The organism is Ruegeria sp. AL2 (assembly GCF_056540845.1).
On the sequence record NZ_JBQFXM010000005.1, the window covers coordinates 227,378 to 252,558 of the forward strand.

Consider the following 25,181-nt stretch of genomic DNA (forward strand, 5'->3'; position numbering starts at 1 on the left):
TCAGCCCCGCATCGCTTTGCCCTGAGGGTCGTAGGGCGACGGCGCAATTACTCGCGCCGGACATTCCACACCCACCACATGGACAGACAGTTCCGTACCCGGGTCCACCTTGTCACGGTCAATCAAGGCCATCGCCAACGACTTGCCGATGTGGTGCCCATAACCGCCTGAAGTCACAAAACCCACGCGTTCGCCATTGGCCCAGACCGGCTCATACCCGCTGGCATCGGCGTCCAACGCATCGATTTCCAGTGTTACCTGTACCTGCGCCGGGCCATTGCCATCCCGTTCGGCCAAAGCGGCCTTCTTGCCGATGAACTCCTTGTCCCAGTCGATCCAGCGATCCATGCCGGTCATGCCGGGTGTGTAAGCCTGCGTGAACTCTGCCGACCAGATGCCAAAGCTTTTCTCAAGCCGCGTTGACAGCATCGCATTGAAACCGCACTCGCGGATTCCCTCTTCTGAACCCTCTTCCAGTAAAATGCGGCGCAGCTTGATGTGATCGCCATAGCGACAGTTGATTTCATACCCTTTTTCGCCGGTCACCGACATGCGGGCCACGCGGGCACGGACCAGGCCGATGTCGAAATCACCGCAGCCCATGAATTTCAGGTTTGAGATATCCTGTTCGGCCAGTTTCTCGACCACCGCCTGCGATTTCGGTCCGACCACGGCAAACCCGCAATACTCCTCTCCCAGGTCGCGGACGGTGACCCCATCCATCATATGATCGTTGAACCATCGCATATGCCAGGCGCGCAGGTAATAGCTGCCCATGATCCACCAGGTGCCATCGCCCCAGTTCAACACGGTCAGATCGCCTTTGAGCCGCCCGTCTTCGCCCAGCATCGGCGCCAGTTTGGCACGACCCGGCGCGGGCAGTTTCGAAGCCATAACGTTATCCAGCCACGCTTTGGCATTGGGACCGGAAACCTCAAAGCGGGAAAAGCCCGTGATATCCATCAGGCCCACGCCCTCACGGATGGTTCTGCATTCAGCCGCCACGAGGTCGTGCGCGTTCGAACGTTTGAGCGTCGGCGTTTCCTCGAACCCTTTGGGTGCGAAATACAGCGGCACCTCCAGATCCCAGCTGACGCCCCATTTGCATCCGGCCTCAGTCATCGCGTCATGCGCCGGAGCCATCTTTAACGGGCGACCCGCAGGCAATTGTTCGTTCGGGTAGGTCATCACGAAGCGGCGCGAATAGAACTGGCCAGTGGTTTCACGGATATACCGCTTGTTCTGTGCGAATTCCCCATAGCGCGCCACATCCATCGGCCAGGCATCGGCTTCGGGCTCGCCTTGGATCATCCATTCGGCCAGTGTTTTCCCAACGCCACCACCTTGCAGGAACCCTGCCATGACCGCACAGGCCGTCCAATACCCTCGTTTACCCGGAACCGGACCAACCAGCGGGTTACCATCCGGTGAAAACGTGAAAGCACCATTGACCCATGTCTTGATGCCCACGTTCTGGATCGACGGATACCGCTCAAAGCCCAATGTCAGCTCGTTCTCGATCCGGTCAAGCTGTTCCTGAAACAGTTCCTCGCCATAGTTCCACGGCGCGCCATCCATCGCCCAGTGTTCGTGATCGACCTCGTAGATCCCCACCAGAACGCCCTTCTGGTCCTGCCGCATATAGGTGAACCCTTCGAGGTCCACGGTCATCGGCATCTCGAAGTCCGCCTGCGCCACTTCGGGCACCGTGTCCGTGATCAGATAGTGGTGCTTCAACGGTGAGACTGGCAGCTCTACCCCTGCCATGCGTCCAACCTGCTTGGCCCAGAGCCCGGCCGCGTTGACCACATGTTCACAGGTGATCGTGCCCTTATCGGTCACCACCTGCCAGCCATCCGCCGTCTGGATCAATTCCTCGACCTTGGTTTCCTCATAATATTCGGCACCACGTTTCCTGGCCGCAGTAGCATAAGCCTGAACAGTACCTGTTGTATCGATATACCCCTCGCGATCCGCCCACATCGCGCCCAAAACACCGTCGGTTGACATGATCGGGCAGCGTCTCTGTGCCTCTTGCGGGGTCAGCAACTCGCAGTCGTCAATACCGATGGACTGGAAGATGCGGTAATTGGCCTGCAACCACTCCCAGCGTTCAGGCGTACCGGCCAAAGTCAGGCCACCGGTCATATGCAAACCGATATTCTGGCCCGATTCTTTTTCGATCTCACTCAGCAGGTCGATTGTGTAGGCCTGCAACGAGGCCATATTTGGATCCGCGTTCAGGGCATGGATGCCGCCCGCCGCGTGCCAAGACGATCCCGAAGCCAGCCGCCGCCTTTCCAGCATGACCACATCCGACCAGCCGAATTTGGCCAGATGATACAGAACCGAGGCACCAACGACGCCCCCTCCAATGACCACTACGCGATATTGGGATTTCATCCCGACCTCCCTGAACAGAATCTTGGAAGACGCTAGTAGCACTGTTCAGTTCTGTCTAGACATTTCTGTACAGTGCGGAATGAGAGAACTCTACCTATTGCTTTGCAAACCTAAAGCTGCGCGCTTGGGCGGGCTTTCACGCTTTCAAACCAGACCTGCGTGTTCGTATTGCCGTCCGGTATCCGCATCTTTATGACGCGCGCGAAATCGACAAAAACAAAAGTGGATATATCCGCCAGAGTGAATACATCGCTAGCGACATACGCGCTTTGCATCAGCCGCGCCTCCAGCAGCTCGAAAAACGACGCAACCCGCTCGCGCCCACGTAGCGCCAGCTCAGGGATCTGCGCATGGTTAACAGGGCCGGGAATAGCACGGTCTTTGAACGCCGGGTGGCTGTTGCGCAAAGCCTCAGCGATGGGCGCACCGCCCTGCTGCTCGGCAATTGCGTTCCACATCAAGACCAACCCTTTTTCATCAGCGGTACGGCCCATTAAGGACGGCTCGGGGAAACGCGCTTCAAGATACGCGGCGATGCCAAGATTTTCGGTCAGGACTGCGCCTTCATCCGTTACCAGAACCGGGATTGTGGCCCGGGGGTTCACTGTACGAAACTCAGCGCTCAACTGCGCGCCCTTAGCAATCGAGATTTCGTGCGTTTCGATGTCCAACCCTTTTTCCGCGATGAACATGCGAGCACGGCGCGGGTTTGGGGCCGTAGAGCAATCGTAGAATATCATGCAGGCCCCTTCTCTCTGGTCAGCGCCGATAGATGAAACAGCGCCCTTCGACGGCACCCTCGGGCAACGGCATTTCCTCCAGCCGCTCGAAATACATCCGGTCGCTTGATACCATTAATCCACCCGATGCCAGCAAGGGCTCGATCAACGGGGAAACAAGCCGCGCAAAGATGTCGTTCTTTTCGCGATTATGCCCCCCAAGATCTGCATGGATCAGGCTTGCTGTCGGTCCAAACCTGTCGACCGCCGCTGGCAGCGTCTCGCGCACATCTCCCAAGATCACCCTATCCTCGGGCGGGGTTGAATCGGGGTGCGAAGCCACCGCGCGTTCGAACACAAAGACAGGGCGTCCATCGATATGCTGCACAAGATGATGATAGGTGCGCCCATTGCCCAGACCCAGTTCAAACACCGGACCTGCCATGCCTGCCGTTTGCGCAATCGCGTGATCCAGACAGGCGCGCTGTGACACCATTCGATCGATAAACAAGTCCAGACGGCTTTGATTCTTGGACACCGGTAAATATCTCCTTGATACCAATCGAAAGCATAGATGCCCCCGACTCCGCCTTAGATGACAAATTCTCAAGACTTTGTGTAGCGACGAAGCCCAAAGTTTCACATTTTCGCGACATTTCAGCCCAAGAACGGGTTTGACTAGACAGGCGGAACCGCGCGACACTGGCGAAAAAATCACGGGGAGTTGAAACGACCGATGTCACCAAGCGGCCAAACGGTTGGAAAGCCTGCATGAGCGCGTTGTTGTGCGTCAGAGACCTCAGCATCGGCTTTGGTGCGGGAAGTTCCGTGGTCGCGGATGTGAACTTTGATGTCAAACCAGGGGAAACCTTGGCGCTGGTCGGTGAATCGGGATCGGGTAAAACCATCACGTGCCGGGCCGTCTTGCGGATTCTGCCGCGAACGGCTCAGATACGCAGCGGCACGATAACTCTGAATGATTCCAAGGGCACATGTAACCTGACAGCTGTCTCCGAGCGGGAAATGCGCGGCATTCGTGGCAATCGCGTTTCGATGATCTTTCAGGAACCAATGCGTTCACTGTCACCTCTGCACAAGATTGGGAATCAGGTCAGTGAAGTCCTGTGGCTGCATCGTGGGCTTTCCGAGTCTGAAGCGCGCAAAAAGGTCCTGACGCAGTTCGAGCGCGTGGGTTTTCCAGATCCACAGCGCGCCTATGACTCCTACCCGTTCGAGCTGTCGGGCGGAATGCGCCAACGCGCCATGATTGCGATGGCCATGGTATCCAAACCCGAGTTGCTGATCGCGGACGAGCCAACCACCGCGCTGGATGTGACCACTCAGGCTCAAGTTTTGGGGCTGATCAAGGAATTGCAGCGCGAGACTGGCATGGCGCTTATTCTGGTGACCCATGATCTGGGCGTGGTTGCCAACATGGCCGAACAGGTTGTGGTCATGCACAAGGGCCGCATCATGGAGGCTGGCCCGGCCGCACCAATCCTGACCTCCCCGGCGCATCCATATACCAAACAACTGTTTGATGCTGCGCCGGAAATTCCAGATCAGGCTGCTGTGGGCATACCGATGCCGGGCGACGATCTGATCCTTCAGATGAAGGGCGTCTCAAAGACCTACACGATGCGGTCCAGCAAAGGGTGGCAGGCCGACAAGGAAATCTATGCGTGCAAAGGGGTCGATCTGAATCTTGCACGTGGCAAGACGCTGGCCATTGTCGGTGAAAGCGGATCAGGTAAAACGACAGCCGCGCGGATCGCGTTGGGTGCGGAACTGCCCGATCCCGGCGGAGAAGTCCTGTTTCGCACCGCGCCGAATGCCGATCCCGTCACGGTGCACAACATGACCCGCGCCCAGCGCACGGCGTTTCAGCGCAATGCGCAGATGGTGTTTCAGGATCCCTACAGCTCGCTCAGCCCGCGGATGCGCATTCAGGACGCGATGACTGAGCCGCTGGAAATTCACCGCATCGGAACAACCGCCGAGCAGCGCGACAAGGCCGCCGAGATGTTGCAGCGCGTCGGCCTGACAGCCGACATGCTGAAACGTTATCCACACGCCTTTTCGGGGGGGCAGCGGCAACGTCTGTCGATAGCCCGCGCCATGATGCTCGACCCGCAGCTCATCGTGTGTGACGAACCCACCTCGGCGCTGGATGTATCGGTACAGGGGCAGATTCTGACCCTGTTGGAAAATCTACAGGACAGCCTGAATCTGTCCTATCTGTTCATCTCGCACGATCTGGCCGTTGTTGCACGGATCGCCGACGAAGTTGCCGTGATGCGTCGAGGCCTGATCGTCGAGCAAGCACCACCCGAAACTCTTTTCTACAATCCGCGCCACCCCTACACCAAAGCGCTGATTGCCGCTCAACCCGAACCCGACATCAATCGCCCGATCGACCTGCAAGTGGTTTCCTTGGGCGCCGGCGCGCCGGACAGTTGGGATGAAGCCTTTCGTTTCTCGGACACCGTGATACCCTCATTGGTGGAATTGGAACCGGGCCATAAGGTACGTTGCCATGTTTAAGACCACTCGCCCCCTGATCCTGGCCGCTTCGCTGGCGTTCATCGGGATGCTGCCCGCCACGGCCGAGACGATCCCGACGCCGCAGGAAAGCGCGTTCTGGAACGCGGAAGTAGAAGCGGGCAATCTTCCTCCCGTTCAAGAGCGCCTGCCCAAGGACCCGCTGATTGTCGATCTGGCAGCAAAGGGTCGCGAATTCGGCAAACAGGGCGGCACCCTGCGCACCATGATCACGCGCTCCAAAGATATTCGCCAGATGGTTGTCTATGGCTATGCCCGGCTGGTCGGTTTCGACCAGAACTACGAGATTATCCCCGATTTGCTGGCGTCGTTTGAAAACGAAGACGGCCGCAAGTTCACCCTGAAACTGCGCGAAGGGCACAAATGGTCCGACGGCTCTCCGTTTACGTCGGAAGATTTCCGCTATTGGTGGGAAGACGTTGCCAACAACAAATTGCTCAGCCCGTCAGGCCCGCCGGATTTTCTGATAGTCGAAGGCAAATCACCCACCGTTACCTTCCCGGATGAAACCACTGTGATTTTCGAATGGGAGAACCCTAACCCGGGTTTTCTACAATCGCTGGCTCAGGCAAGACCGCCCTTTATCTATCGTCCCGCAGCGTTCCTGAAACGATATCACGAGAAATATGCCGACCCCGAGGAACTTGCCTTTCTGGTCGACGATGCCCGCGTCAAAAGCTGGGCCGCGCTGCACAACAAGCTCGACAACCTGTACAAGTTCGACAATCACGAATTGCCCACGTTGCAACCGTGGCTGAACGCAAGTTCCGGCAAGAAAATCCGCCACAATTTCGTACGTAACCCCTATTACCACCGTATCGACAGCAAAGGGGTTCAGCTGCCCTATATCGATGTGGTCGAGATGGAGATCGTTGCCCCCGGTCTGGTTGCCGCCAAAACCAATGCAGGGGAAAGCGACCTGCAAGGTCGGGGCCTGGATTTCCGCGACGCTTCCATCCTGAAAAAAGGCGAGGCGCAAGGCGGCTACAAGACATTACTGTGGAAAACCGGCGTTGCATCGCAAATCGCGATCTATCCGAACCTCAATTTCGAGGATGACGCCTGGCGCGAAGTGTTGCGTGACGTCCGTGTGCGGCGCGCCCTTTCCCTTGCCATCGACCGCGAGACAATCAACCAGGCTTTGTATTTCAAGCTTGCGCACCCCGGTGCAATGTCGGTTCTGCCTGCCTCGCCCTTTTACGATGAAAGGAATGCCACCGCCTGGGCCAGTTACGATGTCGGCCAGGCCAATGCGTTGCTGGATGAGGTCGGCCTGACCGAGCGCGACAAGAACGGTGTCCGTCTGTTACCGGATGGCCGTCCTATGGAACTGGTGATCGAAACTGCTGGTGAGCGGCAAGAGGTTGAAAACGCCTTGCAAATCGTCACCGACACCTGGCGTGAGATCGGGGTCAAGCTGGTCATGCGCCCATTGGATCGCGATATCCTGCGCAACCGGGTGTTTGCCGGCAACTCGATGGCATCGGTCTGGTATGGATGGGATGACGGCATCCCGCAGGCACACACGTCTCCAACCTATCTGGCGCCCACCGATCAGGTATTCCTGGCCTGGCCAAAATGGGGCCAGTTCTACCAGACAGGTGGTGAAGCCGGGGAAGCCCCCGACATGCCCGAGGCAGAACGTCTGATGCAACTGGCCCATAACTGGGAGGTCGCCACAACGGACGACGAACGCAAGGAAATCTGGACGGAAATGCTTAAAATCCACGCCGATCAGCTTTATGCCATTGGTATCCTGAACGGAGCACCCCAACCCATTGTCGTGTCGAACCGTCTGCGCAATGTGCCGGAACAGGCCATGTGGGCATGGGAGCCCGGTGCGCATTTCGGCGTTCACCGCCCGGACGAGTTCTTTTTCGCCGACTAAGCAGGAGCAGCTAAATGGTCATGCTGCGCTATGCGGTGTATCGCTTTTTCACGATGCTGCTGACATTGTTGGTGGTCTCGGTCCTGATCTTCATAATCATCAACCTGCCGCCCGGTGATTACCTGAGCAACCAGATTGCCGAGCTTCAGGCCTCGGGCCAGTCAGCGGGTGTCGCCAAGGCCGAGTTTCTGCGCGCCGAGTACGCTCTGGATCGCCCTATGTGGGAACAGTACCTGATCTGGATAGGCTTCTGGCCGGGACCACACGGATTTTCAGGTCTGATCCAAGGCAATTACGGCTGGTCCTTTGAGTTCGACCGGCCTGTATCGGAAATCGTAGGCGACACGCTTTGGTTGACGGTCGTCGTCAACCTTGCCGCGATCCTGTTTGTATATGCCGTTGCCCTTCCCCTGGGTGTTATTGCTGCGGCGCGATCACGGACGTGGATTGATTATACCTCGGCCTTTGTGGGTTATCTGGGGCTGGCGACCCCAAACTTCCTGCTGGCCCTGATCTTGTTCTACTACGGGCATCGGTATTTCAACCTGCCTATCGGCGGCCTGATGGACCCGCAATTCGAAGGTCAGCCGCTGAGTTGGGACAAGATGAAATCCATTCTCATCCACCTGATCGTTCCGACTTTTGTCATCGGAACCTCGGGCGCATCGGCTATGATGCAGCGCTTGCGGGCAAATATGCTCGACGAACTGGGTAAGCCCTATGTGGAAACGGCCATTGCCAAGGGCATGGCCCCGTCGCGGATGCTAACAAAATATCCGTTGCGCGTGGCATTCAACCCGTTCGTTGCGGACATCGGTAACCTTCTGCCATCAATGGTGTCAGGATCGGTTCTGGTTTCAGTCGTTCTGGGCTTGCAAACCATCGGGCCGACTTTGCTGACAGCACTGAAAACGCAGGATCAATTCCTGTCCGCGTTTATCCTGATGTTTGTCGCGCTGCTGACGCTTATCGGCACGATGATCTCGGATATTCTGCTGGTGATGCTGGATCCCCGCATACGGTATGAGGGCCGCGAAGCATGACCGAACGTCCTGACAATCGCTACGTCGATGACGCGCCTTTTGATCCGCAGGCGTCGATACAGCAACTGGAACGCGCCGATCTGGATGCCCCCAACTGGGTGTTGGTCTGGCGCAAGTTCCGCACACATAAGCTGGGCCTGATCTCGGGCATCTTCCTGCTGCTGTGCTACCTGATGCTGCCGTTTGCCGGTTTCATCGCGCCGTATGGCCCGAATGACCGGAACGGAGAGCATCTGTACGCGCCACCACAATCCGTGAACTGGTTTTACGACGGCGCTTTTATCGGCCCCCATGTTTTTCCAATCGTCGCCGAGGCGGATCTGGAAACCTTCCAGTGGAAGTTCGTCCCTGACACTGATGACCCGCGCCCGATCCGGTTCTTCTGTGAAGGGTCCGAATATCGACTTGCAGGTCTTATCAAGACAGATACGCATCTTTTCTGCGCGCCGGATGGTGCCACTTTGTTCCTGTGGGGTTCCGACAGGTTGGGGCGCGATATCTTCAGCCGCATCCTCTATGGCGCGCAGTTGTCGCTGACCGTGGGTCTGATCGGTATTTCGGTGTCGTTCTTTCTGGGTATCCTGTTCGGTTCGATGGCGGGTTATTTCGGTGGGCGCATCGACTGGGTCATCAACCGGGTCATCGAAATCCTGCGCTCGCTGCCGGAATTGCCGCTGTGGCTGGCACTGTCTGCCGCCGTGCCTTCGAATTGGAGCCCGGTTGCCGTATTCTTCATCATTTCGATCATCCTCGGTATCCTCGACTGGCCCGGGCTGGCGCGTTCGGTCCGTGCCAAGTTCCTGTCCCTGCGCGAGGAAGAATACGTGCGGGCCGCAGAAATGATGGGCGCAAGCTCGGGCCGGGTGATCCGCAAGCACTTGTTGCCGAATTTCATGTCTCATTTGATTGCATCTGCCACCCTGTCGATCCCGGCAATGATCCTTGGGGAAACCGCGCTCAGCTTTCTTGGCCTGGGCCTTCGTGCACCAGCGGTAAGCTGGGGAGTGATGCTGAATGACGCGCAAAACCTCGCATCGATCGAGATCTATCCCTGGACGGCAATCCCGATGCTGCCGATCATCGTGATCGTACTGGCCTTCAACTTCCTGGGTGACGGGTTGCGCGACAGCCTGGATCCTTATCAGCAATGAGCCTTCTTGCCACCCTTCCGGCTGCCGACCGATATCGCAGGGTCGGCACAGGCGCTCTGCCAAGTGCTTTTGCCGTTTCCGAACTGGCGACGGCCAGCTTTGCAGCCGTTGGGCAAGAGATGTCCCGCTTTATGCAGGCGCTGAACCTGACCCAGAAAGCACCCGAGATCACCGTCGACCATCGGCTGGCATCCTTGTGGTTCGGCTATTCCTTCAAGCCTGATGGCTGGGAAATGCCGAACCTTTGGGATTCGGTCGCGGGGGATTACAGGGCTTCTGATGGGTGGATCAGGTTGCACACCAACCTGCCACGCCATCGCGCGGCAGCGATGAAGGTTCTTGGAACGCTGCCAGAGCGTGAAGCTGTGGCAAAAGCCGTCAGAACCCGGGCCATATCCGATTTGGAAACCGATATTGTGGCCGAAGGCGGCGTGGCCGCTGCCATGCGCAGCCGGACCGAATGGCTTGAACATCCGCAGGGCCGCGCTGTATCGCGCGACCCGCTGATTGGTTGGCAAGGCCCCCGGTACGTCAAGCTGCGCGAGAGGCCGCAGACAACTTCTGCAAGACCTCTTGCCGGGTTGCGCGTTCTTGACCTGACACGCGTTCTGGCGGGTCCGGTATCGACACGCACATTGGCCGGTTTCGGGGCCGAGGTTTTGCGGATCGATCCGCCCGCTTGGGACGAGCCCGGTGTGATACCTGACATTTCACTTGGAAAACACTGCGCTTATCTCGATCTGAAATCGACCGTTGGAATGGAACGGCTGCAAGAGCTTTTGTCCCAGGCCGATGTATTCGTGCACGGGTACCGGCCCGGCGCTTTGGACGCGCTGGGCCTGACCCGTGCTAAGCGCGATGAACTGGCACCGAACAGGGTCGAGGTGACGCTGAATGCCTATGGCTGGCAAGGCCCGTGGTCGAACCGGCGCGGCTTTGACAGCCTTGTGCAGATGAGCGCGGGAATTGCGCATACGGGCATGGGTTGGGCTGACGCAGACAAACCAACGCCATTGCCGGTTCAGGCTTTGGACCACGCAACCGGCTACCTAATGGCCGCCGCCGTCCTTTCCGCATTGGCCGAGGCCGCGTCGGGCAATTCCATCATGCATGCGCATCTGTCCCTTGCCCGCACCGCCGAGCTTTTGGCGATTCTCGGCAAAGACGACGTCGAGGCTGAGCCCATTCGCCCGATGCCCACGGATTACTCCCCTGCAACAGAAGCATCGGGCTGGGGACCGGGGCACCGCCTCAAACCAGCGCTAAGCCTCGGTGAAACTGTGCTGCAATGGGATTTACCGGCGTCGAAACTGGGCACATCTGACCCGGTCTGGCCCTTCGTTTCCAACTGACCTCACGCTTTCGGGGCACCTCATCCGAGACTCAACACAAAGCGGCGGCGGGCCTCTCTAGCGGTCGTCGCCATCCGGCCCGATATCGTCCAGATAGTCCTCGTCAATTGCGGCCTGAACAGCCCCTGTCACGGCCTCACGCTGTTTTTGTGTCAGGTCTTCCGCTTCCTTGCCATCTGCCAATCTTACAGTGACCTCGCGATGCGCAAACTTGATCCCCTCTCGCGCGAACAGCTCGCGAATGTCCTGATAGACCTTTTTGCGAACCAGCCACTGGTCGCCGGGTTTCGTCATGAACTTGACCCGGATGATCATCGCTGAATCCTGCATCTCGATCACGCCCTGTGACTTCAGCGGTTGGATGAAATTGTCTCCGATTACGGGATCGGCCAACAGTTCCTGACCCAGTTTCTTGATCAACTTGCGAACCTTCTCGACATCGGTGTCATAGGTCACGCGTAGCGGCAGCTTCATGATCACCCAATCGCGCGAATAGTTGGTCAGCACTTTGATCTCGCCAAAGGGAATGGTGTTCAGCGCACCCAGATGGTGACGTAGTTGCATGGACCTGACCGAGATTTTCTCGACCGTCCCTTTCACATCCCCAATGTCGATATATTCCCCTTTCCGGAACGCATCATCCAGCAGGAAGAATGCGCCGGAAAAAATGTCGCGCACCAGCGTTTGCGACCCGAAACCCACGGCCAGACCAACCACACCGGCACCCGCAAACAACGGGCTGACATTGATACCCAGTTCCATCAGGACAATTAGTACGATCGTGACCACGACAACAGCCAGAATTGCGCCCCGGAAAAGTGGCAACAACGTTGCCAGACGGCTTTGCCCGCCTTCCCCGCCTTCGTCGCCCAGTTCAACCTCGGTGCCATCGTCGGATTCTTCAGCGATCTTACTGTCGATCCAGATCCGAAAGAAATGAAACAGGATGTACCCAATAAACAGGACGACCATCACATCGAGCGCACGTTCTACCGGCAGATCCTCGCTCCAGTCCGCGTTCGGATACCATATCACGACAAGCGCATAAGCCCCGAGCACGAAAGCCAGAATTCCGGCTACCCGGCGGGCCAGGTCTTCATAAGTCAGAAGATGCTGCTTCGGCTGTTCAGCCTCGGGTATATCCGCCGCCATGACGCCTTCATCCGCTGCCTCGACTTCCCCGTTTATTTCACTAATCATGCGCGAGCGGTCAAAATACCGTTCCAGCAGGTAGTTCATTGCACCATAGGCCACGACTACGGACATGAAGATCAGATAGCTGCTTGCAATCAACGGCAGCGGCGTCGGATGCTCCAGCGCCAGATCAACAGCCAGACGGAACCAGCTGAACACGACATAGATGATCAATGCCGGCGCCCAGCCAAATGACACAAACCGCAGCAGCCAAGACACCTGTTCGGATGCCCGCCCACCCCGGATCGCGTTCGAGATGGCACGGGCGTTGAATAGGATCATCAGAATATTACCCAGCGCGCCCAGCATCGTCAGACCGCCATACACCATGGCGTAGACGTTGTAGTTCAGTCCAAAATCAGCGACCCAGGTGGAAAACAGGACGACCGAAATATCATAGGTCGCCAGCACGGACGCCCAGATGTACAGCCTGCGCGCATTCTTGTCCGAAAAGGGCGGTAATCGATATTGGCTCAGATAAGGCGACAGGACCATGCGCCACAGGTCCGACACCGTGCGCGACAGGAAAAAAGCCGTAAAGATGGCGGTGATCGTGAACTGGACCGAGATATCCTCGGCCTCGCCAAAGATCAGATACCCGACGATCAAAGCCATGATCATTGCAAAGACCGTAGCACCGATCCCCATCAGGAACCGGAACAGCAGGAACGGCATCTTTTCCCGATAACCCTGTGGTTCGTCCTTGATCCGCGCCACCACCCAGCGGCGCGCGAACCGTTTCCCGTAAATCTCGATCGACAGCCACCGCCCAAGTAACAGGAACAGGATATTCCAGCCCAACACCTCGACATAGGTCTGGATACGGCCATCTGGGCTGGTCTGGCGCAGGATGTACTGTACTTCAAAAATAGAATAGGGCAGCGCCTCGAGACGGGAATTCATCGACTCGCGGAATTTCGAGAACCGCTCTTGCGCCTTCATCAGCTGCGAACCGTCACCCATCGGGTTGCTCGAATCGCTGTCCGCGCCCCCCGAACCTGCATCCTTTCCACCTGCCGTTGTCACAACCTGACCGGCACTGTCGATGACAATGACACTCGCGCCTGCATCGCTGGCAGCACGGATTGCAGCGGCCAAATCACTTTCCTTGTCGGTCCCGGACGAACTACCCGACCCGGAAGAATATCCGGGAATCAAGGACGTCTGCGCCAATGCACCAGTGGGAACGCTCAGGAAAATGGCCCACAACGCCAAAAAAAATACGGCCGGAAAGTTATTTCGCATTGGGTCTTGCATCCAGTTTTTGCCGATATTGGCCAGATTACAGAAGCGTTTCAGGCAGTTCAAACACTCGCATCACTCCGTCTCAATATCGTGTTTGGACGTGTTCTTGGCGCACTCTGATGCTCGCAGGTGTTTTCAATCTTGCCATAATTGAATATGACCGGGCAAAAGTTTCAGGTCCGACCCGATTGCCTTCATCTGGATCCTTATGCGATCTTCTCTAGCTGTGGTGCGATATGCCGCGAAGTTGTCAAAACGCTGTTGCCAAATCGCAATGCTTGAAACATTTGCAAATGCGCAAATCCGCCTTTGGCAAGCGTGGCATTGAAATATACGGTAACGCTAGCGAACGCGCGGATTTCGCTCTGGGATCAAGAAGACGGGCAACACTATGAGCCTTGGCACAACCAATTCTAAACCGGACCGCGCGCCGCGTATCCTGTTTTACAGCCATGACACTTTCGGTCTGGGGCATTTGCGCCGGTCCCGCGCCTTGGCTGCGGCAATCACGCAGGCGGACCCAAGCGCCTCGGCGCTGATCCTGACGGGTTCACCCGTGGCAGGCCGTTTCACTTTTCCGCGCCGGGTTGACCATGTGCGCCTGCCCGGTGTGACCAAGCGTGCGGACGGCTCGTATGCCGCGCGCACAATCGGAATGGGGATCGACGAAGTAACCGAATTGCGTGCGGGATTGATCCAGACCGCGGTTCAGCAGTTCGACCCAGACGTGTTGGTGGTCGACAAGGAACCGACAGGGTTCCGGGGTGAGCTGTTGCCAACACTGAAATATCTCGAACGCCATTGCGGTACGAAACTGGTTCTGGGCCTGCGTGATGTGCTGGACGAACCCGAAGTGCTGGCCGCCGAATGGGCACGCAAAGAAGCCATCGAAGCGACCGAGCGGTTCTATCATGAGATCTGGGTTTACGGATCACAGTCGATCTACGATCCGACGCAAGGATTGCGGCTGAGCGCGTCAGCGCGATCGCGTATTCACTGGACGGGATATCTGCGCCGCGATCTCGGCCCGGTCGGGGAACCGCCTCAGCAACCTTATATCCTGATCACACCCGGCGGCGGTGGCGATGGTAAGGCGCTGGTCAACCTTGTGCTGTCCGCCTACGAGAAAGACCCAGACCTGTCGCCGCGTGCCGTGTTGGTCTATGGCCCATTCCTGTCGGGTGAATTGCGCAACGATTTCGAAGCACGGGTTGCCGCATTGAATGGTCGCGTAACTGCGGTTGGATTTGAATCGCAGATCGAAACGCTGTTTGCAGGGGCCGAAGGCGTGGTCTGCATGGGTGGATACAACACGTTTTGCGAGGTTTTGTCCTTCGACAAACGGGCCGTCATTGTTCCACGCACCACACCTCGTCTGGAACAGTGGATAAGGGCCTCACGCGCGGAAGAGCTGGGGCTGGTCAAGATGCTGGACGAACGACGCGACAGCCTGACACCCGACGCAATGATCCGTGCCATCCGCAATCTGCCGCACCAATCTGTGCCGTCGCATGCCATCCAAAGTGGATTGCTGGACGGTTTGGACTATGTCACCGACCGCATTGACAGCCTGCTGACACGGGAACAGAAACGAGCCACTGGATGAACTCGGCCTCTCCCAATCTGGCGGTTGTGGTCAAAGGCTGGCCGCGACTGTCCGAAACATTTATCGCTCAGGAACTTGTTGCCTTGCAGGAAGCCGGGCACCGATTTGACATCTGGTCTCTGCGCCGTCCGACCGACACCAAACGTCACCCTTTGCACGATCGATTCTTGGGGCAGGTTCGCTATCTGCCGGAATACCTGCATGAGGAGCCACAGCGGGTGTGGGCGGCCCGCACTGCCGCCCAAGACCTGCCCGGCTATGCCGAGGCCTACAAGATCTGGCGGCACGACCTGCGCCGCGATCCCACGCCGAACCGCATCCGCCGGTTTGGGCAAGCATGTGTTCTGGCCGCCGAGTTACCCGCCCAGACGCAGGGGCTCTATGCCCATTTCATGCACACCCCCTCGTCCGTCGCCCGATATGCGGCCATCATGCGCGGTCTGCCATGGAGCTTTTCCGCCCATGCCAAGGATATCTGGACCTCACCGGACTGGGAAAAGCGTGAAAAGCTGCAGGCTGCAACATATGGGGCCGCTTTCGGAGCCACCTGCACGGCAATCGGCGCGGAACACCTGCGCAGCCTCGCTGATGATCCCAACCGCGTGGACCTTATCTATCATGGCCTGGACCTGTCGCGCTTCCCCGAACCGCCAAAGCGCAGGATACGCGCCGCTGGCGATCCGTTTCACATGATTTCCGTTGGGCGGCTGGTTGAAAAGAAGGGCTTTGACCGCCTTATTGCGGCCTTCACGCTGCTGCCGGAAAACCTGGACTGGCATTGGACCCACATTGGCGGCGGGGGTCTTGGGGACTCACTACACAAACAGGTGCGCGCTGCTGGTATCGTGGACCGCATCACCTGGAGGGGGGCCTGCGATCAGCCCGAGGTGATCGAAGCCATGCGCAAGGCCGACCTGTTTGTTTTGCCCAGCCGTGTTGCTGCGGACGGGGACCGGGATGGATTGCCGAACGTGTTGATGGAGGCCGCATCGCAGCAGTTGCCAATTCTGTCGACACCGGTTTCGGCCATCCCGGAATTCATCCAATCCGGAACGCATGGCGTGCTGTCTGATGACGACCCGGCTGCATTGGCTTCAGCCATTTCAGCTTTGGCCGCTGATCCGGAAACGGCAGCATCTATGGCGCGTGCAGCCTATGACCGCCTGATTGCAGATTTTCGAATGGAACCCGGTATTTTACGGCTGTCGGCACGGCTGAAAACCCTGAGCATGGAAGACGCGTAATGGCGCGGGTCGCGTTTTATGCGCCAATGAAATCCCCCGGCAGCCAGATACCCTCGGGCGACCGCGAAATGGCGCGAAACCTTATGCTCGGCTTGGCGGCGCAAGGGGATAAGATCGAACTGGCCTCGGACCTGCGCATCTACGACAAGATCGGAGACCGGGACCTACAGCGAACCCTTGTTCGCGCGGCTGAGATTGAAGCGCAGCGGCTGAGCGCCGAATTGCCCTTTGATACAGATCTTTGGGTGACTTATCACAATTACTACAAAGCACCCGACCTGCTGGGCCCCAAGGTCTGCCAGGCGCGCGGCATCCCGTATGTGCAACTGGAAAGCACGCGCGCATCAAGCAGGCTGAACGGGGCGTGGGCCGATTTCGCCCAAGCGGCGCATCAGGCGTGTGATGCAGCGGATATCATATTCTACCACACAGCCAATGACCTGATTACGTTGGAACGGGACCGTTTTGGCAAGCAGGCACTGGTTGAATTGCCGCCATTTCTGCCTGAAACCGGGTTGCCTGTGGCTACGACCGGGGACGGCCCCATGCTGACTGTCGGAATGATGCGGCATGGGGACAAGCTGGCGTCCTACCGGATTTTGGCCGAGGCCCTTTCGCACCTGACATGTGACTGGAACCTGAACATCGCAGGGGATGGTCCGGCGCGGCCTGAAGTCGAAACCCTGATGGCGCCGTTCGGAAGCCGGGTGCACTTTCTGGGCCAGCTCGACCGGGTGGCCTTGCAGAAAATCTACCGACAGGCGTCCCTGCTTGTCTGGCCCGGTGTGAACGAAGCCTATGGTATGGTCTATCTTGAGGCGCAGGCGACAGGCCTGCCCGTGGTCGCACAGGATCGTCCCGGCGTTCGGGACGTGCTGGCACCTGCGGTTTACCCACCGGTTGAAGCTGGGGCCAGAGGGCTTGCCGATCACATGCAAAACCTGCTCGAGGATACCGCGCAGCGCCACGCGCTTGGGGAGAATGCGCGCAGCTATGTGGCCCGGCGTCATCTTATACCTCAGGCGACCGCGCGGTTGTGGGCGCATCTACGGCCCTTGTTGAAGGATGTATCATGACCCGTCTTGCACTACTTCGCCACGGGCATACCCACTGGAACCGCGCGGGGCGCATTCAGGGGCGCAGCGATATTCCGCTGGATGACGACGCGCGGTCTGAGCTGGCCGGGTATCGCTTGCCTGATCCATGGGCCGTCGCTGATATCTGGTCCAGCCCGTTGCTGCGCGCCAGTGAAACGGCACGCATCGTGTCTGGGCGCGCCCCGAAAACCTCGGACGCGCTGATAGAAATGAATTGGGGCGACTGGGAAGGACTTCGAGGCGTCGACCTGATCGCCGATGAAACCAGCGGGTATCGCCATATCGAAGACTGGAGTTGGGATTTTCGCCCGCCTGACGGTGAAAGCCCTGCCGAGGTCTGGACCAGGCTGCACCCCTGGGTGTCCGGGCTGCGGCAGGATACAGTCGCGGTCTGCCATATTGGCATCATGCGGGTCATTCTCGCCCAGGCGTGGCGCTGGGATTTTGATGGTCCCGCCCCCTTCAAGATCAAGCGCAATCGGCTGTATATCGTCGATATGAATACGATGACCGCAGATCCGGACCCTGTTCGCCTGATCAAACATGGGCCGCTGCCATGAAGATGATGATCGTTGTCACGCACCTGTTGGGAACAGGGCATCTGAGCCGGGCTCTGACATTGGGCCGGGCCTTCCGGGATGACGGTCACGAGGTCATGGTCGTCTCGGGCGGGATGCCTGCGCCTCAACTAGACAGCAGCGGGCTAACCCTGTTCGGTTTGCCACCGCTCAGATCGGATGGAGCCAATTTCACGCGGCTTCTGACTGAAAGCGGTGCCGAGGCCGATGCTGATTATCATCGCGCGCGCGTGACAGCCATGGTGCAGGCGGTAAACAGCTTTCAGCCGCAAACCCTGATAACCGAGCTTTTCCCCTTTGGCCGCCGGTCGCTGGCAGCGGAATTCGACGCGAGCCTGAATGCGGCACGGGCCCTGCCTCAGCCTCCGGTCATCCTGGGATCGATCCGCGATATTCTGGCCCCGCCATCCAAACCTGCCAAGGCCCAGCGTACCGAAGATATCGTCACCCGCTTTTATGACGGCATTCTTGTTCACTCGACCGAAAGTGTCACGCCGCTTTCGGTCAGTTGGCCGGTGTCGGACCGATTGGCGGAACGGCTGCATTATACCGGCTTTGTGGCGCCGGAACTGCCTCTACCGCATCCGCAGTCCGTTGGGCAGGGCGAAATCCTTGTCAGCGCCGGCGGCGGTTCTGTGGGGCAACCGATCTTTCGCGCGGCCATCGAGGCCGCCCGCCAGATGCCCAACAGGCGCTGGCGCCTGTTGATCGGCGGGACGGATGCCAAGGCAAGGATCGCAGAGCTGTCCCAACTGGCTGAAGGAACCTCGGCAATTCTGGAACCTGTGCGCCCCGATTTTCGCCAGATGCTGCCCCATGCGGCGGCATCGGTCAGCATGTGCGGCTACAACACCGCCATGGATATTCTGCAAAGCGGAACACCCGCTGTTTTTGTCCCATTCGATGATGGCAAAGAGGTTGAACAGGGGCTGCGTGGGCAAAGCCTATCGAGTTTGCCAGCCATCGAGGTGCTTCTCAGCCGAACCCTGAGCGGGCAGGCGTTGGCGCAGGCCGTAGAGCGCGTCATTTCAGATGGACCCCGCGCGCAGCAGGACTTCGGGTTTGATGGCGCGGCCCAAACCGTGGAGATCGCCAAGCACCTGCTGGAACGGCGCAAATGAACCCGGACTGGCACCCACTTGAGGTCGAGCTGACCCATTGGCATGCAGCGGGCCTTTCCTTGCCGTTGTGGTGGCGAGACGATGACGCGATCGACCCGACACCACAGTTGGACCGGCTGTCCGATCTGGCCACGCAGTTAGGCCTGCCGGTGCATCTGGCTGTCATTCCGCACGGGGCAACCGCTGCGCTGGCCGACTATGTTGCGCACGGCGAAACTCTCATCCCTGTGGTCCACGGTTGGTCCCACACGAACCATGCGCCCGCCGGTGAGAAGAAAGCCGAGTTTCGTCTCAACCGTCCGTTGGACCAGGTTGTCGCGGATGCCGCGGCAGGATTGTCACGCCTTGGCGCCTTGTTCGGCAACACCCTGCGGCCGATGTTTATCCCTCCGTGGAACCGCATTGCACCAGAAGTCATCGAACATCTTCCATCGCTGGGGTATCGCGTTCTTTCAACGGCAACGCCCCGCAGAACAAAAATGGCGGCAGCGGGGCTTGAGCAGGTCAACACACATCTTGACCCGATTGACTGGCGGGGTTCATGCGGTCTGATCTCTCCGGACCGCCTGATCGCACAGACAGTTAACCTCCTGCGGGACAGGCGCGAAGGCCGCGCAGACAACGCCGAGCCTTTTGGAGTATTGACCCATCACCTGGTCCATGATCAGGACATCTGGGCCTTTACCGAGGCGTTGCTGAAACATCTGCTGGACGGTCCTGCCACACCCTGGGTCGCACCAAAGAACGAGTGAGGACATCGTCATGAGCCGACTGGATTCCATGCTGCGCCGACTGACGGCCCAACGTGACGGGCTGAACTGGGCAGCCGAACAGATCAGTGGCCAGCCCGGCGATGTGCTGGATATGGGTTTGGGCAATGGTCGCACCTATGACCACCTGCGAGAAATTCTGCCGCACCGCCGGATCTGGGTGATGGATCGTGTGCTGCAATGCCATCCCGAAAGCACCCCACCGGCCGAAGATTTCCTGCAAGGCGAAGCTGAACCCATGCTGCGGAGGCTGATGGCCGAGGGGCACAGGATCGCATTGGCTCATTATGATTTCGGACGCGGCATCAAACACGAAGATGTGGCCGAAGCCGCACGCCTCAGCCCGTTGATCGCGCAAGTCATGCAGCCCGGTGGGTTGTTGATTTCCGGCCAGCCCCTTGTCGGCTTCAACCAGATCAAAGGGCCTGAGACGATCGCGCCGGACCGTTACCTGTTCTATACGGCCTGATCACGCCACACGGCGACCGCGCGCCCAAACCGAGTTGAGGGCTGGCACACCCGCGCGCATCCGGAAACGGATAACATCGGCGCGGGCATTGGCGCGCAACTCGCCACGATCCTCCAGCCCGGCGGCCTGCGCCGGGGCCAATGTGACGGTCTTCATCCCACGCGCCATATCGCCCCACATTTCACCCAGCATGACCGCAGACAATAACAAGGCGGACGGCACGTAATCCGAGGACATTACGTCCAGATGCCCAAGCTCGGCCAATTCTCGGGCCGCAACATTGCCGGAATGAGAGCCACCGCGTACAACGTTTGGCGCACCCATCATAACCTTGATACCATGTTCATGACACGCCCGTGCGGCCTCCACTGTTGTGGGAAACTCAGCCAGCCGAATGCCGTGACCTGCCGAGACCTTCACCTGATCTTCGGTCGTATCGTCATGACTGGCAAGAACGGCCCCAAATCGGCGCGCGGCCTTGACGGTTTCGACCTCGTGCACATCGCCGTTGCGATCACGTAGGCTTTTCAGCTGAGCCACATGCTGAAAGAACGTATCATCGTCCATTGCATATTTGCCCTTCAGAAAGGATTCCAGCTTGCCCATGTCGCGAAACTGACGCTGGCCGGGGGTGTGATCCATGATGGACACAAGGCCGACCCTATCCTCGGGTCCAAACTCGTCCAGTTCTTCGATCAGTGTCTCGGAACACACCTCTGCCCTCAAATGCAGGAAATGGCTGATCTTAAGCGCATCCTGCTCGCGCAGTTCCCACAACTCCCGCGACAGGCCGCGGGCATATTTTCCGTACCGTCCGGCGCCGGACGGGATTGAACCAACCCGCATCGCATCGAACACACTTGTTATCCCCACGCTGGCCAGTTCCGCGTCATGGGCCAGAATGGCGGCGGCATGGGGCCAATGTACATTGGGGCGCGGCTGAATATGGCGTTCAAGATTATCCGTGTGCAACTCGACAAGACCGGGGCTGACATAGTCGCCTTCGCAGTCTATCGCACCTGCGGGAACTGCACTCCCGGTGTCAATTTCGATGATAGTGTCATCCACAATTCGAACACAGCCGGTGACAGTTTCATTCGGCAACACAAGCGTGGCATTGGCAAGGATCAAGTCTTCTGTCATCTGAACTTCACACAATCTGAGGTATTGGAAGGCCACTTAATAGGAGGCCAATGTGACATTCACGCGATACGCGATCTATTTTGCGCCGCCCGCCGGGGCGGCCTGGACGGATTTTGCGACCAGCTGGCTGGGCTGGGACATGGAAAAGGGAATGCAGGTCGCGCATCCGATCATAGGTGGCATCGACATTGCCTCCGTCACAGATGTGCCACGCAAATACGGGCTGCACGCGACATTGAAACCGCCGTTCCGGTTGCGCGATGGCCTGACCTTTGACGCATTGCACCAGGCGTGCATAGCACTGGCTGCAAACCGGCAGCCCATCACACTCGATGGTCTGGAAATTGCCCGCCTTGGCCGGTTTCTGGCCCTGTGCCCGCTGGGTGAAACGCAGGCGTTGAATGCGCTGGCCGCGGCCTGTGTTCGCAACCTCGACCGGTGTCGCGCACCTGCCACTCAGGCTGAACTGACGCGCCGCCGCGCTGCCGGGCTGACCCCCGAGCAGGACGCTAATCTGACCCAATGGGGCTATCCCTACGTGCTGGACGCGTTTCGATTTCACATCACGCTGAGCGGCAAACTGGACAAGCCGACCCTCAGGGCAACGCAAGAAGCACTGCAAACCCATCTGAGCCCTTTGCTGCCACAGCCCTTCCAGATCACTGATCTTGCCCTGATGGGCGAGACGGAAGATGGGTGGTTTCACCTGATCCATCGCTACGCGCTTTCCAGTTGAAGGCGGCGCAGGATTTCTGCGACCGTGTCTTCCAGCGCGCCGGAATTGTCGACTTCGATGACCCGGTTCAGACCATCCGGCAACTCCGCGTTGGCGCGACACAACCGCCGCGCCTGCTCGTCTGCGCTTTCCCGTCCCCGCGCGGACAGGCGCCGCGCCAAAACTCCGGCATTTGCCGTCAGAGAGATCACGATCAGGTCTCCAAACACCTTCTGCGCCTGTAAAAGAACCCGGCGAGAAAGATTGACCAGAACCGCATTCGCCCCCTGACGCTGTCGCAAAATCTCAGCAGGGATTCCGTAGAACAGACCATGCGCGGGCCAGCTCAGCGCGAAAGCGCCTGCCTGTTCCATCTGCTGGAATTCTGCGACCGAAACCCGGTCGAAATCCTCGCCTTCTTCGCCTGCGGGGCGGGTGATCACCCTTCGCACCCGCCGGGCGCCGCGCACCTGTGCCTCCAACGCTTTCATAACACTGTCTTTGCCGACGCCCGAGGGGCCAACAATCGCTATGACAGGGGCAACTGTCATGCCACCAGTCCCGGCGTGAAGTCGGCGACATTGACTTCGCGGTCACAGACACGCTCACGTGCATCGAGGTCGTGGAATATCCCGACAATCGCCGCGCCACGCCCTTTTGCCTCTTCAATCAGCGACAACACGGTTTCGCGGTTCTGCGCATCCAGGCTTGCCGTCGGTTCGTCCAGCAACATCACCGGGTAGTCATGGGCAAAGCCACGTGCAATGTTCACCCGCTGCTGTTCCCCGCCTGAAAAGGTTGTGGGGCTCAGGGTCCACAAGCGCTCAGGAATGTTCAGCCGCTTCAACAACCCGGCGGATTTCTCCAGCGCTTCTGTCCTGTCGCAACCGACGGCCAGCAAAGGCTCTGCCACAACGTCCAGCGTCGGCACCCGCGGCACGACCCGCAGGAATTGACTGACATAGCCCAGCGTTTCCCGGCGGAGGGTCAAGATCTGGCGCGGCTCGGCTTTTGCCACGTCCAGACCTCCTACCAACACCTGACCAGAGGCCGCCAGGTAATTGCCATAAATCACGCGCATCAGCGTGGACTTGCCCGCGCCTGACGTCCCCGTCAAAGCAACGCACTCACTCGGTTCAACCTTCAGCGACGCGTCTTCCATCACCGGGATAACGGCACCGCCCTGATTGTGCAGGGTAAAGCTTTTGCTCACATTGATCAGTTCAATCATTGCTTCACCTTTTCCCAAATACTCAAACCTGCAGAACGCTGGACACAAGCAGCTGCGTATAGGCGTGTTGAGGATCATCCAGCACCTGATCGGTCAGCCCGGCCTCAACCACATGACCATCCTTCATCACCATCAGCCGATCGGCCAGCAGGCGCACTACGGCAAGGTCATGGGTCACGATGATCGCGCTCAGCCCCATTTCACGCACCAAGCCGCGCAAGAGGTCCAGCAACCGCGCCTGAACCGAGACATCCAGCCCCCCGGTCGGTTCGTCCATGAATACCAGCCTCGGACCGGTCACCAGATTGCGGGCAATCTGCAAACGTTGCTGCATTCCGCCCGAAAACGCGGTGGGCCGGTCATCAACGCGGGCCGCCTCGATCTCGACCCGACCCAGCCAGTCAATGGCCTTGTCTCGGATGTCACCATAGTGGCGCTCGCCCACGGCCATCAGCCGTTCACCAATATTGCCTCCGGCACTAACTGACATCCGCAGCCCGTCACGTGCATGCTGATGCACAAAGGCCCAATCGGTACGGCTCAGCATCCGGCGTTCGGGCTCCGACATGGTCACCGTATCCACCGGCCCATTCGCGCGCGTGTCAAAGATCACTTGCCCTGCATCAGGAACCAGATGACCGGCCAGACAATTCAGCAGGGTCGACTTGCCCGAGCCACTTTCACCCACGATCCCCATCACCTCTCCGGGATAGAGATCAAAAGTCACATCCGTGCATCCGATCCGCGCACCATAGAGCTTTTCGATGCCCTTGGCCTGCAACAGGGCGGTCATGCCGCGTTCTCCTCGGCCAGTCGGCCCATATGGCCCGCTTCGCGGCGCGACCGGCAATAATCAGTGTCCGAACAGACAAACATTCGGTTGCCCGCATCATCCATGATGACTTCATCCAGATAGCTATCCTCGGCCCCGCACAGGTCACAGGGATGATCGGCCTTGGTGGCCTCGAACGGGTAATCCTCGAAGTCCAGGCTCACGACCCTGGTATGTGGCGGCACTGCGTAGATGCGCTGCTCGCGCCCGGCACCGAACAGCTGGATTGCATCCATTTCAAGCTTCGGGTTGTCGAATTTCGGGATCGGGGACGGGTCCATCACATAGCGGCTAGACACTTTCACCGGATAGGCGTAAGCGGTCGAGATCGCCCCGTGCTGGCTGATATCCTCATATAGCTTCACATGCATCAGCCCATATTCTTCTAGGCTGTGCATCTTGCGTGTCTCGGTCTCGCGCGGTTCGAGGAAGCGCAGAGGTTCCGGGATCGGCACTTGATAAACGATGATCTGATCTTCGCGCAACTTTGCCTCGGGGATGCGGTGGCGGGTCTGGATCACCGTCGCCTTCTCGGTTTCCTCGGTCGTCTCCACACCTGCGGTCTTTTCAAAGAACTTGCGGATCGACACCGCGTTGGTCGTGTCATCCGCACCCTGATCGATGACCTTGAGCGTATCCTCAGGCGTCAGCGCCGCGGCCGAGACCTGCACCCCTCCGGTGCCCCAGCCATAAGGCATCGGCATTTCACGGCTGGCAAAGGGCACCTGATACCCCGGAATAGCGAGGCCCTTCAGGATGGCCCTGCGGATCATCCGTTTGGTTTGTTCGTCTAGATAGGCGAAGTTGTAGTCAGACAT

The 25,181-nt window shown here is 58.7% G+C and carries 22 protein-coding genes; 13 read left to right on the forward strand and 9 right to left on the reverse strand.

Annotated elements, in window-relative coordinates; genetic code table 11:
• The 3 genes from ACR0ID_RS09840 to ACR0ID_RS09850 form a co-directional block, all read right to left on the reverse strand.
• Entirely contained in the window at positions 1 to 2,403 is a 2,403-nt protein-coding gene (locus tag ACR0ID_RS09840; protein ID WP_480605101.1) for a GcvT family protein, read from the reverse strand.
• A gap of 110 nt (positions 2,404 to 2,513) precedes the next feature.
• Complete coding sequence (locus ACR0ID_RS09845) at positions 2,514 to 3,143, reverse strand: glutathione S-transferase family protein (RefSeq protein WP_480605103.1); 630 nt, start codon at positions 3,141 to 3,143, stop codon at positions 2,514 to 2,516.
• Positions 3,144 to 3,162: 19 nt separating this feature from the next.
• Positions 3,163 to 3,660, reverse strand: coding sequence for a class I SAM-dependent methyltransferase (locus ACR0ID_RS09850; protein ID WP_480518693.1), 498 nt, complete (start codon positions 3,658 to 3,660; stop codon positions 3,163 to 3,165).
• Positions 3,661 to 3,893: 233 nt separating this feature from the next.
• Between ACR0ID_RS09850 and ACR0ID_RS09855 the strand changes: the two genes are divergently transcribed.
• Genes ACR0ID_RS09855 through ACR0ID_RS09875 form a run of 5 tightly spaced genes read left to right on the forward strand, consistent with a single transcriptional unit; the run spans position 3,894 to position 11,118 of the window.
• Positions 3,894 to 5,666: an ABC transporter ATP-binding protein gene (locus ACR0ID_RS09855; RefSeq protein WP_480605105.1), complete on the forward strand. Its 1,773-nt coding sequence runs from the start codon at positions 3,894 to 3,896 to the stop codon at positions 5,664 to 5,666.
• Complete coding sequence (locus tag ACR0ID_RS09860) at positions 5,659 to 7,572, forward strand: ABC transporter substrate-binding protein (protein ID WP_480605107.1); 1,914 nt, start codon at positions 5,659 to 5,661, stop codon at positions 7,570 to 7,572. The genes ACR0ID_RS09855 and ACR0ID_RS09860 overlap by 8 nt, the downstream gene beginning before the upstream one ends.
• Positions 7,573 to 7,586: 14 nt before the next feature.
• Positions 7,587 to 8,615 carry an ABC transporter permease gene (locus ACR0ID_RS09865; RefSeq protein ID WP_480473819.1) on the forward strand — a complete coding sequence of 343 codons (1,029 nt, stop codon included), beginning with the start codon at positions 7,587 to 7,589 and terminating at the stop codon, positions 8,613 to 8,615.
• Positions 8,612 to 9,766 carry an ABC transporter permease gene (locus tag ACR0ID_RS09870; RefSeq protein WP_480518687.1) on the forward strand — a complete coding sequence of 385 codons (1,155 nt, stop codon included), beginning with the start codon at positions 8,612 to 8,614 and terminating at the stop codon, positions 9,764 to 9,766. Before ACR0ID_RS09865 ends, ACR0ID_RS09870 begins: the two co-directional genes overlap by 4 nt.
• Positions 9,763 to 11,118 (forward strand): CoA transferase, encoded by a 1,356-nt coding sequence (locus ACR0ID_RS09875; RefSeq protein ID WP_480605110.1) that lies wholly within the window; start codon positions 9,763 to 9,765, stop codon positions 11,116 to 11,118. Before ACR0ID_RS09870 ends, ACR0ID_RS09875 begins: the two co-directional genes overlap by 4 nt.
• Positions 11,119 to 11,175: 57 nt before the next feature.
• Here the strand turns inward: ACR0ID_RS09875 and ACR0ID_RS09880 are convergent, their stop codons facing one another.
• Positions 11,176 to 13,557, reverse strand: a complete 2,382-nt coding sequence (locus ACR0ID_RS09880; RefSeq protein ID WP_480605112.1) for a mechanosensitive ion channel domain-containing protein — start codon at positions 13,555 to 13,557, stop codon at positions 11,176 to 11,178.
• 391 nt (positions 13,558 to 13,948) lie between these two features.
• On the opposite strand from ACR0ID_RS09880, the gene ACR0ID_RS09885 reads away from it, so the two are divergent.
• Genes ACR0ID_RS09885 through ACR0ID_RS09915 form a run of 7 tightly spaced genes read left to right on the forward strand, consistent with a single transcriptional unit; the run spans position 13,949 to position 20,442 of the window.
• Positions 13,949 to 15,163 carry a glycosyltransferase family protein gene (locus tag ACR0ID_RS09885; protein WP_480473823.1) on the forward strand — a complete coding sequence of 405 codons (1,215 nt, stop codon included), beginning with the start codon at positions 13,949 to 13,951 and terminating at the stop codon, positions 15,161 to 15,163.
• Positions 15,160 to 16,407 (forward strand): glycosyltransferase family 4 protein, encoded by a 1,248-nt coding sequence (locus ACR0ID_RS09890; protein WP_480605114.1) that lies wholly within the window; start codon positions 15,160 to 15,162, stop codon positions 16,405 to 16,407. Before ACR0ID_RS09885 ends, ACR0ID_RS09890 begins: the two co-directional genes overlap by 4 nt.
• A complete protein-coding gene (locus ACR0ID_RS09895; RefSeq protein ID WP_480605116.1) occupies positions 16,407 to 17,483 on the forward strand; it encodes a glycosyltransferase family 4 protein in 1,077 nt (358 codons plus the stop codon). Before ACR0ID_RS09890 ends, ACR0ID_RS09895 begins: the two co-directional genes overlap by 1 nt.
• Positions 17,480 to 18,064, forward strand: coding sequence for a histidine phosphatase family protein (locus ACR0ID_RS09900; protein ID WP_480605118.1), 585 nt, complete (start codon positions 17,480 to 17,482; stop codon positions 18,062 to 18,064). The genes ACR0ID_RS09895 and ACR0ID_RS09900 overlap by 4 nt, the downstream gene beginning before the upstream one ends.
• Positions 18,061 to 19,203 carry a glycosyltransferase family protein gene (locus tag ACR0ID_RS09905; RefSeq protein WP_480605119.1) on the forward strand — a complete coding sequence of 381 codons (1,143 nt, stop codon included), beginning with the start codon at positions 18,061 to 18,063 and terminating at the stop codon, positions 19,201 to 19,203. The genes ACR0ID_RS09900 and ACR0ID_RS09905 overlap by 4 nt, the downstream gene beginning before the upstream one ends.
• Positions 19,200 to 19,955 carry a polysaccharide deacetylase family protein gene (locus tag ACR0ID_RS09910; protein WP_480554560.1) on the forward strand — a complete coding sequence of 252 codons (756 nt, stop codon included), beginning with the start codon at positions 19,200 to 19,202 and terminating at the stop codon, positions 19,953 to 19,955. Before ACR0ID_RS09905 ends, ACR0ID_RS09910 begins: the two co-directional genes overlap by 4 nt.
• 10 nt (positions 19,956 to 19,965) lie before the next feature.
• Positions 19,966 to 20,442, forward strand: a complete 477-nt coding sequence (locus ACR0ID_RS09915) for a class I SAM-dependent methyltransferase (RefSeq protein WP_480605120.1) — start codon at positions 19,966 to 19,968, stop codon at positions 20,440 to 20,442.
• Here the strand turns inward: ACR0ID_RS09915 and ACR0ID_RS09920 are convergent, their stop codons facing one another.
• A complete protein-coding gene (locus ACR0ID_RS09920; protein WP_480605122.1) occupies positions 20,443 to 21,585 on the reverse strand; it encodes an alpha-D-ribose 1-methylphosphonate 5-triphosphate diphosphatase in 1,143 nt (380 codons plus the stop codon).
• Positions 21,586 to 21,637: 52 nt separating this feature from the next.
• Between ACR0ID_RS09920 and ACR0ID_RS09925 the strand changes: the two genes are divergently transcribed.
• Positions 21,638 to 22,321: a DUF1045 domain-containing protein gene (locus ACR0ID_RS09925; RefSeq protein WP_480605123.1), complete on the forward strand. Its 684-nt coding sequence runs from the start codon at positions 21,638 to 21,640 to the stop codon at positions 22,319 to 22,321.
• On the opposite strand, the gene phnN is transcribed toward ACR0ID_RS09925, so the two are convergent.
• The 4 genes from phnN to ACR0ID_RS09945 are packed head-to-tail and all read right to left on the reverse strand — an operon-like array spanning position 22,303 to position 25,181.
• Positions 22,303 to 22,851 (reverse strand): phosphonate metabolism protein/1,5-bisphosphokinase (PRPP-forming) PhnN, encoded by a 549-nt coding sequence (phnN, locus tag ACR0ID_RS09930; protein ID WP_480605125.1) that lies wholly within the window; start codon positions 22,849 to 22,851, stop codon positions 22,303 to 22,305. The genes ACR0ID_RS09925 and phnN overlap by 19 nt on opposite strands.
• The gene (phnL, locus tag ACR0ID_RS09935; RefSeq protein WP_480605126.1) at positions 22,848 to 23,531 is read right to left on the reverse strand and encodes a phosphonate C-P lyase system protein PhnL; all 684 of its coding nucleotides are present in this window, start codon (positions 23,529 to 23,531) and stop codon (positions 22,848 to 22,850) included. Before phnL ends, phnN begins: the two co-directional genes overlap by 4 nt.
• Positions 23,532 to 23,553: 22 nt before the next feature.
• Positions 23,554 to 24,324 carry a phosphonate C-P lyase system protein PhnK gene (gene phnK, locus ACR0ID_RS09940; protein ID WP_480518663.1) on the reverse strand — a complete coding sequence of 257 codons (771 nt, stop codon included), beginning with the start codon at positions 24,322 to 24,324 and terminating at the stop codon, positions 23,554 to 23,556.
• Positions 24,321 to 25,181 carry an alpha-D-ribose 1-methylphosphonate 5-phosphate C-P-lyase PhnJ gene (locus ACR0ID_RS09945; RefSeq protein WP_480605128.1) on the reverse strand — a complete coding sequence of 287 codons (861 nt, stop codon included), beginning with the start codon at positions 25,179 to 25,181 and terminating at the stop codon, positions 24,321 to 24,323. The genes phnK and ACR0ID_RS09945 overlap by 4 nt, the downstream gene beginning before the upstream one ends.